This is a genomic window from Streptomyces sp., assembly GCF_035644915.1.
Classification (GTDB): Bacteria; Actinomycetota; Actinomycetes; order Streptomycetales; family Streptomycetaceae; genus Streptomyces.
Window position 1 is genome coordinate 1 of sequence record NZ_DASQNP010000122.1, and the last position, 14,819, is coordinate 14,819.

Annotated in this window: 12 protein-coding genes and 1 tRNA gene; 6 read left to right on the forward strand and 7 right to left on the reverse strand. The window is 73.8% G+C overall.

All coding sequences use genetic code 11. From position 1 onward, the window contains the following. Positions 1–109 precede the first annotated feature (109 nt). Entirely contained in the window at positions 110–913 is an 804-nt protein-coding gene (locus tag VE546_RS13900) for a YcnI family protein (protein ID WP_324922106.1), read from the reverse strand. Between the two features lie 151 nt (positions 914–1,064). Continuing rightward, entirely contained in the window at positions 1,065–1,946 is an 882-nt protein-coding gene (locus VE546_RS13905) for a hypothetical protein (protein ID WP_324922108.1), read from the reverse strand. A 261-nt stretch (positions 1,947–2,207) separates the two neighbouring features. Here VE546_RS13905 and VE546_RS13910 point away from each other — a divergent pair, with 261 nt between their 5' ends. After that, positions 2,208–2,714, forward strand: coding sequence for an ATP-binding protein (locus VE546_RS13910; RefSeq protein WP_324922109.1), 507 nt, complete (start codon positions 2,208–2,210; stop codon positions 2,712–2,714). Positions 2,715–3,221: 507 nt separating this feature from the next. Further along, positions 3,222–4,466, forward strand: coding sequence for a right-handed parallel beta-helix repeat-containing protein (locus VE546_RS13915; protein ID WP_324922111.1), 1,245 nt, complete (start codon positions 3,222–3,224; stop codon positions 4,464–4,466). 97 nt (positions 4,467–4,563) lie between these two features. Here VE546_RS13915 and VE546_RS13920 read toward each other — a convergent pair whose 3' ends face one another. Both VE546_RS13920 and VE546_RS13925 read right to left on the reverse strand, forming a co-directional pair. Next, positions 4,564–6,048 carry an aminopeptidase P family protein gene (locus VE546_RS13920; RefSeq protein ID WP_324922113.1) on the reverse strand — a complete coding sequence of 495 codons (1,485 nt, stop codon included), beginning with the start codon at positions 6,046–6,048 and terminating at the stop codon, positions 4,564–4,566. A 169-nt stretch (positions 6,049–6,217) separates the two neighbouring features. Then, positions 6,218–7,729: a PP2C family protein-serine/threonine phosphatase gene (locus tag VE546_RS13925; protein WP_324922115.1), complete on the reverse strand. Its 1,512-nt coding sequence runs from the start codon at positions 7,727–7,729 to the stop codon at positions 6,218–6,220. Positions 7,730–8,403: 674 nt separating this feature from the next. On the opposite strand from VE546_RS13925, the gene VE546_RS13930 reads away from it, so the two are divergent. Next, the gene (locus VE546_RS13930; protein WP_324922117.1) at positions 8,404–9,096 is read left to right on the forward strand and encodes a bifunctional DNA primase/polymerase; all 693 of its coding nucleotides are present in this window, start codon (positions 8,404–8,406) and stop codon (positions 9,094–9,096) included. A gap of 287 nt (positions 9,097–9,383) precedes the next feature. Further along, positions 9,384–9,992, forward strand: coding sequence for a hypothetical protein (locus VE546_RS13935; RefSeq protein WP_324922119.1), 609 nt, complete (start codon positions 9,384–9,386; stop codon positions 9,990–9,992). A 227-nt stretch (positions 9,993–10,219) separates the two neighbouring features. Here VE546_RS13935 and VE546_RS13940 read toward each other — a convergent pair whose 3' ends face one another. From VE546_RS13940 to VE546_RS13950, 3 genes are all read right to left on the reverse strand, one after another. Further along, positions 10,220–11,191 (reverse strand): DUF5926 family protein, encoded by a 972-nt coding sequence (locus VE546_RS13940; protein ID WP_324922120.1) that lies wholly within the window; start codon positions 11,189–11,191, stop codon positions 10,220–10,222. 97 nt (positions 11,192–11,288) lie between these two features. Continuing rightward, a complete protein-coding gene (locus tag VE546_RS13945) occupies positions 11,289–11,777 on the reverse strand; it encodes an ATP-binding protein (protein WP_414720479.1) in 489 nt (162 codons plus the stop codon). A 233-nt stretch (positions 11,778–12,010) separates the two neighbouring features. Further along, entirely contained in the window at positions 12,011–12,847 is an 837-nt protein-coding gene (locus tag VE546_RS13950; protein WP_324922124.1) for a glycerophosphodiester phosphodiesterase, read from the reverse strand. Positions 12,848–13,025: 178 nt separating this feature from the next. Between VE546_RS13950 and VE546_RS13955 the strand changes: the two genes are divergently transcribed. Together VE546_RS13955 and VE546_RS13960 are read left to right on the forward strand one after the other, a co-directional pair. Continuing rightward, on the forward strand, positions 13,026–14,675 hold the full coding sequence (locus VE546_RS13955; RefSeq protein ID WP_324922126.1) for a S1C family serine protease: 1,650 nt from the start codon (positions 13,026–13,028) through the stop codon (positions 14,673–14,675). Positions 14,676–14,730: 55 nt separating this feature from the next. Continuing rightward, positions 14,731–14,817, forward strand: a tRNA-Ser gene (locus tag VE546_RS13960). Positions 14,818–14,819 lie beyond the last annotated feature (2 nt).

Here is a 14,819-nt window from a genome sequence, read left to right on the forward strand (position 1 = left end):
CGTTCTTCCGTGCGGTTCTTCGGCGGTGGTGGGTGGTGGACGGTGGACTGACGGCGCGGGGGCCCGGGAAGGGCCCGCGGGGAGTGCGGGCCCTTCCCGGGCGGGGCCGTCAGGTGGTGCGGCGGCGTCCGGCCAGGACGCCGAAGGCGATGCCGCCGGCTCCGGCGGCGATGCCGATGACGGCGAGGACGCGGGCGGTGGTGTCGGAGGTGTCGCCGGCGTCCGCGGCGGTGTCCTCCGCGTCCCCGGCGTTCTCGGTGCTCCCGGCGTTCTCCGCCGCGCCGGTGTCGCGGTCGTCGTCGGCCGCCCCGGCGGCCCGGTCACCGCCGTCGCCGTGACCGTCCTCGCCCTCGGCGGGCGGCACCAGCTTCAGCACGGGAGCCGGGTGCTCCGGCTCCTCGCCGCCCTCGACGGGCTCCTCGATCCAGCGCACGACCTCCTTGTTGCTGTACGTCTGGACGGCCTTGAGGACGAGCCGGTCCACGTCCTCGGGGAGCTGCCCGACGGAGACGGGGAACTGCTGGAAGGTGCCCGGCTCGATGCCGCCGTCCGTCTCCGTCCAGGTGATCTTGGAGGGGACTTCGTCGAGCTTCCGGCCGTGGACCTCCAGCGGCTTGTCCAGCCTGGTCTTGGTGACCTTCACGTCCCAGCCGGGCACCGGCTGCGGCATCACCGAGGCGAGCGGGTGGTCGGCCGGGAAGGTGACCTCCAGCTTCACGGTCGAGGCGTTGTCCCGCTCGTTGGGGACCTTGACGTTGACGGTGGCGTAGCCGCCCTGCTCGGCCTCGTCCGGGTTGACGGTGACGTGGGCCGCGGCGGGCCCGGCGAGGGCCATGACACAGGCGGCGGCGACGGCACCGGCGGCCGCGAGACGACGGGGGGACGGCGCGGGGAAACGCGTCGGGAACTGCATGCCGAAGACACTCCTCGTACACGGGGGAACGCGCTCCCCGGCACGGCGGCGGGCCCGCGTCGGGAGCCGCCGGACCGGGTGAGCCTGGACGTGGTGCGCGCGGCGCCGGCGCGCACACCTCGTCCCCGGTACGGGCGTGGGGGCGTGCGCGTCAGGCCGCGAGAGCGAGGTCGTGCACGGGACGCGGCGGCCCGCGCCGGATCACCGAGTGCGCCGGCAGCAGGGAGAAGGACGGCACGGGCTCGGCCGCCCGGTCGGCGCGCGGGGCGCACGGCGCCGCCGCACCGTCGGGCAGCAGCCCGCGGCACAGGGCCCGCACGCAGCGCAGCGCCGTGCGCAGGGCCCGGACCAGCAGCCCGTCGGCCACCCCGTCCGCGAGGTGGGCCGACAGCCGCACCAGCCGCCACAGCGCGGCGTCGCCGCGGCGCAGCAGCCAGCCCATGGCGAGCGCGGCGAGCAGGTGGCCGAGCAGCATGGGGCCGGAGAGCAGCGACAGGGCGGTGCGCACGGCGGCCTGGAGGCACTCGGCCGGGGTGGCGGCGGCACCGGCGGCGTCCGGCAGGGCGTGACCGCCGTGGAGCGCCGCGGCCTCCCCCGTGGTCCGCGGCACCGCGCCGGAGAGTCCGGCGTCGGCGACGATGCGGTGGGCCTCGGCCTCGGTCAGGGCGGCCGCGGCCCGGTCGTCGCACAGCAACTGCCCGGCCAGGGCGGTCAGTCCGCCGCGGCCGGTGCCCCCGCCGCCGGCCGCGCCCCGGGCGGCCTGGCCGGCCTGCCCGTAGGAGTAGAGGAGGTGCAGCGCGAACTGCCCGAGCGCCAGCAGGGTGGTGATGCCCGGCAGGGAACGCTCGCGTCCGGCCAGCGGCAGGGCCACGGCGAGGACGGCCGCGAAGGCCGCGCCGAGCGCCCAGGCCGGCAGGCCCTGCCCCGCCGCGAACACGTGCCCGGCCGCGGACAGGGCGACGCAGACCGCGGCGAACACCGCAGCCCGAAGCAGTCGCAGGTCGGCGGCGGCGCGCGCGACGGGGGCTCTCATGGCCGGACCATCATCTCACCACCCGTTCGGCCGGGATACGGGGCAGGGGGAGTTCCGGGTGCCGGAGGAGGCGACCGGCCCGCTCCCGGTGATCCGTCGAAACGGGAGAAGACAGGGAATGGACCGCTTCTCGTACATTCTCCGTATACGGAGCGCCACGCTGCGTCCGCCGATTGAGCGGTAGCGCGTCACCCCCGGGCTTACCGGCTGTGCCCCGGGCAATACGTAGGCGTATGTCGAGCCGCAGCCAGGAGGCTGAGCATGAGCATCTGGTGGTCTCTCCACTTGCGGCGCGAGGCTGCGAGCGTCCCGCTCGCGCGGCGGCTTCTGCTCGGCGCGATGGAAGTGGCGGGCGTGGACCCCGACGTCTCCTACGACCTGTCGGTCGCGCTCTCGGAGGCGTGCGCGAACGCGGTCGAGCACGGCGGACCCGTGAGCGCCGGGACGTCGGGCGCCGGTGAGTTCCACGTGACGGCGTACCTCGACGACGACATGTGCCGCATCGAGGTGACCGATCACGGGCCGGGCTTCGAGCGCGTGCGCGGCGGCGCGTCCGGTGCGGCCGTCCCCGGTGCCCCGACCGCGAGAGACGGGTTCCACGACGGGGTTCACGACGGGGCGCACGCCTCCGAGCACGGCAGGGGGCTGTTCCTGATCGAGGCCCTCGCCGATCACGTCGACTTCCGCAGCCGGCCGGGCAACGGCGCCGTGGTCTGCTTCGACAAGCTCCTCAAGTGGAGGAAGGACGCGTTGTTGCGGGTGTGCTGACCGGACCCCGGCCGGATTCCGGCCGGACGGGGACACCCGTCGTCCGCCCCGTGCCGGACCCACCGTCCGGCGCGGGGCGGACGCATGCGCGGGGCGGTGCCGGCGAGGGCGGGGGCAGGGGGCCGAACGAGGGGAAGCCGACACGCCGTTCGCCCCCTCGTCCGGCCGACGCCCGGAGGGGTTCCGCGGGGGACCCGGCCGCGGCCGGCGCGGACGTCCGCGCCGGCCGCCGGACGCCCGGTCCACGGGGCCGCGGCCGGGCCGCCCGGGTTCCGGGACCCCCGCGGAGACCCCGCGCCCGCGTGCCCGGAACAGCGGAATTCCTCCTCGGAGAGCCGATTCTCCCAACGGCGCAGAACGAGTTGCCGCGGCTGTGGCCGGGGCCGAAGGTCTAAGCAGGCCGGCGAATCCGGAACGGCGCTGCCCCATCGTGTGCCGGATCCGCTGCCGCAGTCCACTGCGGTCCGATGTTTTCGGTGTGCCTTCGACCAGAGAAAAGGCAGGGACATGAAGAAGAGATTCTTCCTGTCGGCGTGTGCGGCGCTCGCCGTCGCACTTCCGGCCATGCCCGGTCACGCGGTTCCGGCGGGAACCGTCGTCGTCGACGACGACCTCGTCCAGTGTCCGGAGGCGGAGTTCATGTCGATCCAGGACGCGGTCGACGCCGTGCCCGCCGGGAGTCGGATCAGGGTCTGTGCCGGCACGTACGACGAGGTGGTCACCGTCGGCAAGAGCCTCCAGTTGACGGGGGCCAGAGCGCCGCGGGCGTGCGACAGGCACCAGGCGCCGGATCCGGCGAGGGACTCGATCGTCCAGGGGAGGAACTCCTCGGGAGGCGTCGTCAACCTGATGGCGAACGGGGTGCTGTTCCGGGACTTCACGGTCCGGAACAACACCGCGGGACCGGGCATCGCCACCGGCGGTTCCTTCTCCGGCTACCAGATCGAGAGGAACACGATCCGGGACAACGTGTACGGGATGGACCTGGACATCCGCAAGGCGAACGAGCAGAACGAAGTCGAGAAGAACTGCATTCGCGAGAACAACCGGCCGGGCCCCGAAAGCGGCTATGGAATCCTCTCGAACCGGGGACTGGACTTCACGGAGATCCTTGAGAACTCCTTCTTCCGGAACGGGTCCGCCGCGATCGCGCTCGCGGGCGACAAGCCGGGCGACATCTCCGATGTCGATGTCGAGCGGAACACCTCCGAGCAGGACGGCTCGCTGCTCGTCATCACGAACTCGGTGGACAGCGAGGTGGAGAGGAACCGGGTCCGGAACAGCGCGGGGGCCTCGCTCTTCGTCGGTTACGACAACGACTGGCTCCAGATCCAGTACAACGACATCGAGGGAGGCGCCGGCGGTCTGCGCACGAGCACGAGGTCCGGCGGGGTGCCGGGCGCGCCGGTGAGCGGAGGACCGAGCACGGACGTCAGGATCATCCGCAACGGCATCGGCGGAGTCACCGTCGGCGACGGCATCGGCGTCGGCCCGGACTCCCTGTCGGGGTCCGTCATCTCGCACAACCGGGTGGCGGACAACTCGCGCAGCGGCATCCGCATCGACACGGGCGCGAACGAGGACAACCTCCTCGCCCACAACCGGCTGCGGAACAACGGCGAGCACGACTGCCACGACAGCACCGAGGGCACCGGCACCGCCGGCACGGCGAACACCTGGCGGAAGAGCCTCGGCCAGACCGAGAACCGGCCCGGCCTGTGCGACCGGGCGCCGGCCCCCGGAGGCTCCTGACCGGGTGGGCGCACCGACCGGGAGGCTCCCCGGAACCCTCCGGGGAGCCTCCCGCGCGTGCCGTGGGACCGCCGGGACCGCCGGCGGCCGGCCGGGCTCAGCCCCGCAGCCGGGCCATCCACTCCTCGACCTCGTCCGAGCGGCGCGGCAGCGCGGCCGAGAGGTTCCGGTTGCCGTCCTCGGTGACGAGGATGTCGTCCTCGATGCGGACGCCGATGCCGCGGTACTCCTCGGGCACCGTCAGGTCGTCGGGCTGGAAGTACAGGCCCGGCTCGACGGTCAGGCACATGCCCGGCTCCAGCGTCCCCTCGGCGTACGTCTCGCGGCGCGCGACGGCGCAGTCGTGGACGTCCATGCCGAGCATGTGGCCGGTGCCGTGCAGCGTCCAGCGGCGCTGGAGGCCCAGCTCCAGGACGCGCTCGACCGGCCCCTCCAGCAGGCCCCACTCCACCAGCTTCCCGGCCAGCACCCGCTGTGCGGCGTTGTGGAAGTCGAGGTACTTCGCGCCCGGTTTCACCGCCGCGATGCCCGCCTCCTGCGCCTCGTAGACGGCGTCGTAGATCTTCCGCTGGAGGTCGGTGAAGCGGCCGCTGATCGGCAGGGTGCGGGTGACGTCGGCGGTGTAGAGGGTGTGGGTCTCCACGCCCGCGTCCAGCAGCAGCAGGTCGCCGGAGCGGACCGGGCCGTCGTTGCGCACCCAGTGCAGGGTGGTGGCGTGCGGTCCGGCGGCGCAGATGGAGCCGTAGCCGACGTCGTTGCCCTCCACCCGGGCGCGCAGGAAGAACGTGCCCTCGATGTAGCGCTCGGAGGTGGCCTGGGCCTTGTCCAGCACCCGTACGACGTCCTCGAAGCCGCGCACGGTGGAGTCGACGGCCTTCTGCAGCTCGCCGATCTCGAAGTCGTCCTTGACCAGGCGCATCTCGGAGAGGAAGACCTTCAGCTCCTCGTCGCGCTCGGCGGTGACCTTGTCGGTGAGGGCCGCCTCGACGCCCGCGTCGTAACCGCGCACCACGCGGACGTCGCCGGTGGCCGAGCGCAGGACGTCGGTGACGGTGCGCACGTCCCGGCAGGGCAGTCCGTAGAGCTTCTCGGCCTCGGTGAGGCTGTGCCGGCGGCCCACCCACAGCTCGCCCTGGCCGTCGAGCCAGAACTCGCCGTTCTCGCGGTTGGAGCGGGGCAGCAGGTAGAGGACCGCGTCGTGGCCGCCGCCGGCCCTCGGCTCCATGACCAGGACGCCGTCCTCGGTCTGGTTGCCGGTGAGGTAGGCGTACTCCACGGACGCCCGGAAGGGGTACTCGGTGTCGTTCGAGCGCGTCTTGAGGTTGCCCGCGGGGATCACCAGCCGCTCGCCGGGGAAACGGGCGGAGAGCTTCGCGCGCCGCTCGGCGGTGCGGCCGGCCTGGGGGATGGGCTCCAGGTCGCGCAGCTCGGTGTCGGCCCAGCCGGTCCTCATGTTCTCGGCGAGCTCGTCGGACACGCCCGGGTACAGGCCGTTCTTCCGCTGCCTGATCCGCTCCTCCGCCGTCGGTTCGGCCGGTTCGCCCTGCTCGGCCGGGTTCTCCGGCGTCTGCTGGTCAGCCACGTCGCTGCCTCCTCCTGCTGGTGGTGTGGGCCGGTGAGGGCCGCCTTCCATCGTAGGTCCGAGGCGTTTTCCGGCGGTACGGGATTCCGGCGGCGCGGCGGCGCGGCGGTACGGCGGCGCGGCGGGGGCGCGGGGCGTCCGCGGAGGCCCGCGGCGGGGGACCGGCGGGTCAGAACCGCGCGGCCAGCAGCACCACGTCCTCGGCGCTGTCGGCGTCGGCCCGCCCGTCGGGGAGCACGGTGTGCAGCACGTGGTCCACCAGGGCCTCGGGATCGTCGCGCACGGCGGGCGCGGCGCCGGCGGCGGCGGACCGCAGCCGGGCGAAGGCCCGGTCCATCGACTCGCCGGTGCGGTGCAGCAGGCCGTCGCTGTACAGCAGGAGCGTCTCCCCCGCGGCCAGGAGCAGTTCGATGCTCGGCGCCTCCCAGCAGGAGAGCATCCCCAGCGGGGCGGAGAGCGTGGTCTCGGCGAACTCGGTGCGCCGCGGTCCGACGACCAGCGGCGGGCAGTGCCCGGCCCCGGCCATCACGATCCTGGTGGCGCTCCCGGCGTCCCCGGGCCCGCCGCCGGCCGGGTGCGCGGACGCGGCGGCCCGCTCGGCGTACCCGAACAGCGCGGTCGCCGCCCGCGCCGGCTCGGTCAGCCTCAGCAGCAGTTCCAGGTCGGACAGGACCGCGACCGGATCCTCCCCCTCCATCACCGCGTACGCCCGCAGCGACGCCCGCAGCCGTCCCATCGCGGCCAGCGCGTCCGGCCCGGAGCCGGTGACCCCGCCGACGGACAGGCCGAGCGCCCCCTCGGGCAGCGGCAGGACGTCGTACCAGTCGCCGCCGCCGCGCGGCCCGGTACGGTGCCGCACCGCCAGCCGTACGCCCGGCACCCGCGGCAGCCGGCCGGGCAGCAGGTCCTCGCGCACGGCGGTCACGGCGGCGCGGGCGCGGGTGAGGTCGATCTGGCGGGCGATGTGCTCGGCGGCGTGCCGGACGTACAGGCCGAGCAGGTGGCGCTGGCGCTCGGTCGGCTGCGCCGGCTCGTCGTACAGCCAGACGGCGGCGCCCACCCGTCCGGTGGTCCGGGACACCAGCGGCACCGCGTAGCTGGCGGCGTAGCCGAGCCGGGCGGCGACTTCGCGGTGGCGCGGGTCGAGGGTGGTGTCCCGGGCGATGTGGGGGTGGGCGATCTCCTGCGGGTCGTCCCCGGAGCCGGGGCCGGCGGCCTCCGGCAGCCCGTCGAGGAGGCGTGCGTAGGAGGCGGAGTCGCGCGGGACGGTCTCGATGTGGCCGAGGTCCGCCGCGCCGAGGCCGAGTCCGACGGTGGTGTCGGGGCCGAGGCCGTCGGCCGGCTCCAGTGCGACCAGTCCGCGCCGGGCGCCCACGAGGGCGGCCCCGGCGGTCAGGGTCTCGCGCACCGCGCCGTCCAGGGTGTCGGTGCGCACCAGGCGCTCGGTGAGGTCGTGGAGGGTGGTGAGGTCGGAGATCCAGCCGGCGAGCCGGTCCTGGACGGCGGCGAGGTGCTCGACGGGCCGTGCGAGGGCCGGACCGGCCGGGTCTTCCGCGGGGTGGGGCTGCGGGGAGACGGTGGGCTGCTGGTGGGGCGCGGTGGCGGAGGGCGGGACAGTCTGGTGGGGCGGCGACGAGGGCGAATTGATTCCGGCCAGTTTCGGTGGCTGCTGGGCGCTCATGGGCAGGGACCCTCACCGCGGATCAGCATCCTCAATAGCATCGCAAACCCCCATGTCGTGCTGCTCCGCTATCAATGTCTCCAGGTGTACACGCCCTGATAACAAGATGTCCAGCATTGTCCCAGCGGGCCGTGGGTGTCCCTGCGGGCCGCTTTCGCCGGGGGAGCGGAGGGGTAACGAAAGGCGTCCGGGGGGTGCCCACAAGCTTGGCCGAAAACGTATCCTTCGCTCGGTGACTCACGGTCGACTGGCGTCCGTACGGCAGCGCGTCATCACGGCCGTTGTGGGTACGTGGGTACGTACGGCACGGAGGGGTCGAGCGATCGGGTTCCCCGGAACCCGGCGAGAGGTCCGCGCGTCTCAGCTACGGAAGCGAGGCGCGCCCCACGTACGCGGCGATGGACCAGGGCACGGTCACCAGGCAGTCACCGGGCACGACGGACAGCACGAGCGCAGCCACCGGGCGCGCCGCCCGCCGCATTCCACGTTCGGCCCACCGGGACGTCCGGGCCGCGGACCGCGGGAGGACGACGCGGTGACGCACTGCCGGCCGCGCGTGCGCGGTCACGTGAGATCCACAGGTGTACAGGTGTGAGGGACGGGAGGCCGTCGTCGGCCGTCCGTTCTGCTAGGTCCTTGTCGATCCTTGGCGTTACGGAAAGGAACGAGCGCTGATGCGCGAGATCCTCGGAAGGCGACGCATGACCCGCTGGGCGCTGCGGAACGCGGCGCTCGTCTGTGCCACGCGGTGGGGGTGGCCCGTGCTGCCCGGTGTGGCGCCGCGGGAGTCCAAGCGCCTGACCGCACGCCTGACCGCACGCCAGTCCGGGCAGCCACGGGGGCGCTGCTCCTGCCCGCGGCCCGACTGCGCCGTGCCCGGCGCCCACCCCTTCGACCCCGGGCTGCTGGCCGCGACCACCGACGCCCGCATGGTGCGCTGGTGGTGGACCAACCGACCACACGCGCCCGTCCTGCTGGCCACCGGAGGCCGCGCGCCCTGCGCCCTCAGCCTTCCGGCGGCCGCGGGGGCCCGGGCCCTGGAGGAGTTCGACCGGCTCGGTCTGCGCACCGGTCCGGTGATAGCGACCCCGACGCGCTTCGCGCTGCTGGTCGCGCCGTACGACCTGGAGGAGCTGGGCGAGCTGCTCTACGCCCAGGACTGGGTGCCCAGCTCGCTGCGCTTCCACGGCGAGGGGGGCTACGTGCCGCTGCCGCCGTCGCGCACCGGTGCCGGGCAGGTGCGCTGGGAGAGGGAGCCGGCCGAGCTGGGCGGCACACCGTGGCTGCCGCGGATGGAGCCCCTGGTGGACGTGCTGGTGCGGGCGAGCGCGGAGGTCCCGGACACCGGCAGCCGGCTGGCGTACTGACCGGCGCCGGGCGCCACCGGCCCACCGGCTTCCGCCGATCCGCGCCGGCCTCCGCCGATCCGCGCCGACTCGCGCCGGCCGGGGCGCGGTGCGGCGCGCACCGCCCGGAAGCCCGTTCACTCGTACGGGTAGCGGCGCGCCGGAGATGGAGGGAAACAGGCGCTCTGTCCCCCAGGGCGCCGTCTTCCTCCCGATATGTTCGGGTCGCCGTGGGGCCTTTGCGTCGGGTGCGCCGGGATTCTCGCGCCACGGCTCTCCGTCTCCAGCGAGTTGCAGGTGGGTTACCCATGCATGAGCCGCAGCAGCGTGCCTCGAACCTCCGTGTGATCGCGCTCGCCAGCGCGGTGGCGCTCGCGGTGGCCCTGCCGCTCGCCGTCGCGACCGCCGGACCCGGATCGCGGGACGAGGCGTCCGACGGGCGTCCGGCCGCCTCCGTCTCCTCCCTCTCCCCCTCCCGGGCGCCCTCGCCGTCCGCTCCCGGCTCCCCCGGCTCGTTCCCGCTCGCCCTCTCCCCGGAACGGCTGGCGGACACCGGCCTCTCGGAGGTCACCGCCGTCTGCGGTCCACAGGCCACGGCGCCGGAAGGAGTACGGGCGCAGACCTGTGTTCTCACCCGGGACGAAACGACCTGGGGACGCATGTACTACCGGAATACGACGGGCGAATCCCTGCACGGCGCCCTGAGTCTGATGGGCCCCGACGGACGGACGGTGCACATGCCATGCGCACTACCCGCAACGGATCAACCGGGCGCCTGCGACACCCCCCGGCGGCGAACTGCACAAGCGCATCCGGGCGGGGAGCCGTATGCGGCGGTGGCGGAGATCGGGGCGCCGGACGGGGACGGGCTGCTGCTGCGCTCCGGCAGCAACACCGTTGCCGCGTGGGGGAGTTGAGCGCTCGGCCCGCTGCTCGGCGGCTCCGCCGGGAAGGTCCGGACATGGAAAGACCCGGTCGCTGGCGACGGGGGATGCACCAGCGACCGGGCTCTTAAACGGTAACAAGTAATGGGCCGTTCGCAAATTCCACCGATCTCTTCAAGCCGTTCATTTACCTGGGAGTACGGCCCATTGTGACGGGAATCACTGTGCGAATGTCCGCGCGGTTCCCGGAAATTCGTCTGTCAGTTGAGAGTTACCTGTCGATTGGTGAATCCACTGCGCGCCCGGCGCTCCTCCGCCGTCAGCGGGACGGTGGTCTCCAGCGCTTCCCCGAGCCGCTCCACGAAGGCAGCCGCGGGCTTCTCGCACTCCTCCGCGCCCATCGTGCCCGGCAGGTCCCACACCGGCACCACCAGCCCGTGCGCGCGGAAGGAGCCGACCAGCCGGGTGCCCTCCCCGAGCGACGAGGCACCGGCGGCGTGCAGCCGGGCGAGCGCGTCGAGCAGCCGCTCCTCGGGGTGCGGCATGACCCAGCGCAGGTGGTTCTTCTCCGGGGTCTCGCACCAGTAGGCCGCCTCCACCCCCTCCAGGCGGACGGTCGGCATCGCGGCGGAGTTGGCGCGTTCCAGTGAGGCGGCCACCTCGGGGCTCTGCTGCCCGGCGGCGTCCTCCAGCCAGAACTCGAAACCGCTGTGCACCTCGGGCACGAAGGGCGCCTCGGTGTCCAGCAGGTCCTGCAGCCGCGGGGCGTCGGCCGTGGTGCGCTCGGCGGCCACCGGGGTGCCCGGCGGCGCCGTCAGGGCCCGCCGCAGCACGTCGGCGAGGTCCCGGCTGAGGTCGCCGGAGGGGGTGTCGTTCTGCAGCCCGAGCAGGACGGCGCCGTTGCCGCGGCGCAGCGCGGGCCAGGCCATGGGCAGGACGGTGGCGAGGGTCAGGGAGGGGACGTCCTCGGGCAGACCGTCCTTCAGGGTGAGCGGCACGGTCGCGGCGGGCACCAGCTCGCGCAGCGCGACCCAGTCGCACTCGCCGGGCAGTCCCTCGAACGGCCGCCGCACCAGTTCGGTCACCGCCTGCGCGGCGGCGCGCCCGTGGCATGCCTTGTAGCGGCGGCCCGATCCACAGGGGCAGGGCTCGCGGGCACCGACGACGGGGACCTCCCCGTCGGCGAACTGCGGCTTGGCGGCCTTTGTCTGGGGGCGGCGCTTCTTGGCCATGGCGTGCGGATCTCCCGGTCGTACGGACGCTGTCGGCGCGAGCCTAGCCCCTGGAAACGGGCCCGCACGCGTACGCGGAAGACGCCACCCGAAACGCCTACGCGAAGTCCTCCAGGTCCGCCAGGTCGAAGTCCATCGAAGAGGCGAATCCGTCGTCCTCGGCCGGCGGCACCACCGCCCAGACCGTCACCTCGCCGGGCGCGCCGTCGTCGCTCACTCCCCAGTCGCTGGCGAGGGAGGTGATGATCGAAAGACCCCGGCCGCCCCGCGCGGTCACCGACGGATTGGACAGCCGCGGACGCGTCGGGCCCCCGCCGTCCGTGACGGAGACGCTCACCCCGCCGTCCGGCGTACGGCCCCATGCCGCGTGCACGCACTCCCCCGCGCCGAGCGGTCTGGCGTGCCGGTACGCGTTGCTGAGAAGTTCGGAAAGGATGAGAACCGCATCGTCGACGACGGCTTCCGGCGTGCCGGAGCCGAGCAGCTCCTCACGCATCCGCCGCCTCGCCGCACCCACGCCCGCCGGACCGTGGGGTACGGCCATCGTCGACGACGTCGGCGCCTCCTGTGCAACCACCAACGCCACCCCCGAGACCTCCTTCTTCGCCCCACGCCACGTGATGGATGCCCCTTTGTCCGTAGCCGGAAACCGGACGGAACGTTCCCGTGACGTAGCCCTCATCGCCCGTGCACCACCGGTGAGGGACGAGTGCGCCGGAGTGTTTTCCGAGGTCTCAAGTGCGCGGGGGATGGCCGGAAGTGGCCGGGCGCGGCGGTGCCCGGCCGGACCCAGGCGGACTCAGGCGGGCTCGTCCGGGCTCAGACCAGCCGGTCCCGTTCCAGCCGGGCCAGTTGGGAGAGCACGTGCCGGGGCCGGTTGGTGATGATGGCGTCCACGCCGAGCAGCGCGCACAGCTCCACGTCGTCCGGATCGTCCACCGTCCACACGTGCACCTGGTGGCCCAGGCTGTGCGCCAGCGCCACGTACTCGGGGTGGTTGCGCAGGATGCGGATGCTGGGGCCGGCGATCCCCACGCCCGGGGGCAGCCGCCCGTCGCGGTGGCGCGGCAGCAGGAACTGCATCAGGTAGACGGTCGGGATCCACGGCGCCGCGGCCCGCACCCGGTGCAGCGAGCGCGCCGAGAAGCTCATCACGCGCACGGGAATGGCCGGATCGTGACGGGAGAGCACCCGCAGCAGCTCCGCCTCCACCTGTCCCGCCCAGCGGGTGGGGTGCTTGGTCTCGATGGCCAGCTCCACGCGGCGGCCCGCGGTGGCCTGCTCCTCGACCAGCCGCAGCAGCCGCTCCAGGGTGAGGACGGAGGTGTGCTCGCGGCTCTCCGTCTCGGGCGACTCCTGGGCGTCGCTCCAGCCCTTCCAGGAACCGAAGTCCAGGGCGGCCAGGTCGGCCAGTTCCAGCGCGGAGACGGCGCCGCGGCCGTTGGAGGTACGGTTGACCCGGCGGTCGTGCACGCAGACCAGATGGCCGTCGGCGGTGAGCCGTACGTCGCACTCCAGTCCGTCGGCGCCGTCCTCGATGGCCTTGCGGTACGCGGCCAGGGTGTGCTCCGGGGCGTCCTCGGAGGCCCCGCGGTGGGCGATGACGGAGATGGGGCGCCGTGACCCGGGCGATCCCCGGCGGATCTCGTAGCTCACCGCGTTATGGTGCCACCCCGCCCCGTACGCCGCGGCCCGTCGCGCCGACCGGGCGATCCGCCCCGGACGGGGCGCTTACGCCGGTCTGACGTGCCGTGGGAGACGCTGGGGCCATACACCTGAACACGCCACCGCAGCCGTGGCGGTGTGCAACTGTCGTGTACCTGAGGAGATAGCTGTGAGCACCGAGAACGAGGGCGCCGCCGACAAGCCCGCGGCCGGCGCCCCCGTGCCGCCCCCGCCGGCCGACGGGTCCGGCGCGAACGACGCCGCCGCGCCCAGGACACCGACCGACACCCCGCCGGAGGACTACGACCTCCCGGCTCCGGCCCCCGCTCCGGCCCCGGCGTCCCGGGAGGCGTCGACGACCCGGTTGCGGAAGATCGAACCGGAGGCCGCGGAGCCGCCGGAGCAGCAGGCGCCGCCGTCGCCGCAGTCCTCCACGCCGCCGTCGCCGGAGGCGCAGCAGCACGCACAGCCCCCGCAGCCTCCACAGCACCCGTATCCCCCGCAGCAGTCGCCCGAGCCCCCCACCCAGTCCACCCGGACCACCACGCAGCCCGCCGCCCCGCCCCCCGCGGCTCCCCCGGCCCAGCCGTACACCGGGCAGTGGGGCACACCGGGCGGCTACGGCGGTGCGCCCCCCGCCCCCGGCGCGCCCTCCGACCCCGGCTCCCCCTGGGGCGCCCCGCCCGTCCCCCCGCCGCCCCCGGAGCGGAAGCGGCGCTTCAACGGCCTCGTCGCCGCCGTCGCCGTGGTGGCCCTGCTGGCGGGCGGCGTCGGCTCGGGCATCGGCTTCTGGGCCGCCGAGCGCATGGACAGCACCACCTCGACGACCGTCTCCTCCGACGGCTACCTCGACTCCGTCAACCGCGCCCCCGACTCCGTCGCCGGGATCGCGGCCAAGGCCCTGCCCAGCGTGGTGACGATCGAGGCCGAGGGCGGCGGCGAGAGCGGCACCGGCACCGGCTTCGTCTACGACCAGCAGGGCCACATCATGACCAACAACCACGTGGTGGCCAGCGCGGCGGACGGCGGCGAGCTGACCGCGACCTTCTCCGACGGCAGGAAGTACGACGCCGAGGTCGTCGGCCGCGCCCAGGGCTACGACGTCGCCGTCATCAAGCTCAAGGACGCCTCCGACGCCAAGCTCACCCCGCTCCCCCTGGGGAACTCCGACAAGGTCCAGGTCGGCGACGCCACCATCGCGATCGGCGCCCCGTACGGCCTGTCCGGCACGGTCACCACCGGCATCATCAGCGCCAAGAACCGCCCGGTCGCCTCCAGCGACGGCCAGGGCTCCCAGGCCTCCTACATGAGCGCCCTCCAGACGGACGCCTCCATCAACCCGGGCAACTCCGGCGGCCCCCTCCTCAACGCCGAGGGCGCGGTGATCGGGATCAACTCCGCCATCCAGTCGGCGGGCGGCGGCCTCGGCCAGAGTTCGCCGGGCAGCATCGGCCTCGGCTTCGCCATCCCGATCAACCAGGCCCAGCGGGTCGCCAAGACCCTGATCGAGACCGGCGAGCCGGTCTACCCGGTCATCGGCGTCCAGGTGGACCTCCGCGACCTGGGCGACGGCGCCCGCGTCATCGAGAACACCGACGACGGCAGCGAACCGGTCACCCCGGGCGGCCCGGCCGACAAGGCGGGGCTGCGGCCGGGCGACGTGATCACCGAGTTCGACGGCGTGGCGATCGACAGCGGCCCCACCCTGATCAGCGAGATCTGGGCCCACGAGCCGGGAGAGAAGGTCCAACTCACCTACAAGCGCGGCGGCAAGGAGGCCACGGCCGAGCTCACCCTGGGTTCCCGCAAGGGCGACTGACGAACCGGCGCTAGGCTATCCTCACGCCGCCCCGCGTCCGCGCGGAACGGCGTGAGGAGGCTTGCCCGAGCGGCCTAAGGGAACGGTCTTGAAAACCGTCGTGGCGGCAACGTCACCGTGGGTTCAAATCCCACAGCCTCCGCC

Excerpts from the sequence above, each read along its gene's own strand:
- VE546_RS13900 (WP_324922106.1), bottom strand. The coding sequence starts at position 913 with ATGCAGTTCCCGACGCGTTTCCCCGCGCCGTCCCCCCGTCGTCTCGCG.
- VE546_RS13905 (WP_324922108.1), bottom strand. The coding sequence starts at position 1,946 with ATGAGAGCCCCCGTCGCGCGCGCCGCCGCCGACCTGCGACTGCTTCGG.
- VE546_RS13910 (WP_324922109.1), top strand. The coding sequence starts at position 2,208 with ATGAGCATCTGGTGGTCTCTCCACTTGCGGCGCGAGGCTGCGAGCGTC.
- VE546_RS13915 (WP_324922111.1), top strand. The coding sequence starts at position 3,222 with ATGAAGAAGAGATTCTTCCTGTCGGCGTGTGCGGCGCTCGCCGTCGCA.
- VE546_RS13925 (WP_324922115.1), bottom strand. The coding sequence starts at position 7,729 with ATGAGCGCCCAGCAGCCACCGAAACTGGCCGGAATCAATTCGCCCTCG.
- VE546_RS13930 (WP_324922117.1), top strand. The coding sequence starts at position 8,404 with ATGCGCGAGATCCTCGGAAGGCGACGCATGACCCGCTGGGCGCTGCGG.
- VE546_RS13935 (WP_324922119.1), top strand. The coding sequence starts at position 9,384 with ATGCATGAGCCGCAGCAGCGTGCCTCGAACCTCCGTGTGATCGCGCTC.
- VE546_RS13940 (WP_324922120.1), bottom strand. The coding sequence starts at position 11,191 with ATGGCCAAGAAGCGCCGCCCCCAGACAAAGGCCGCCAAGCCGCAGTTC.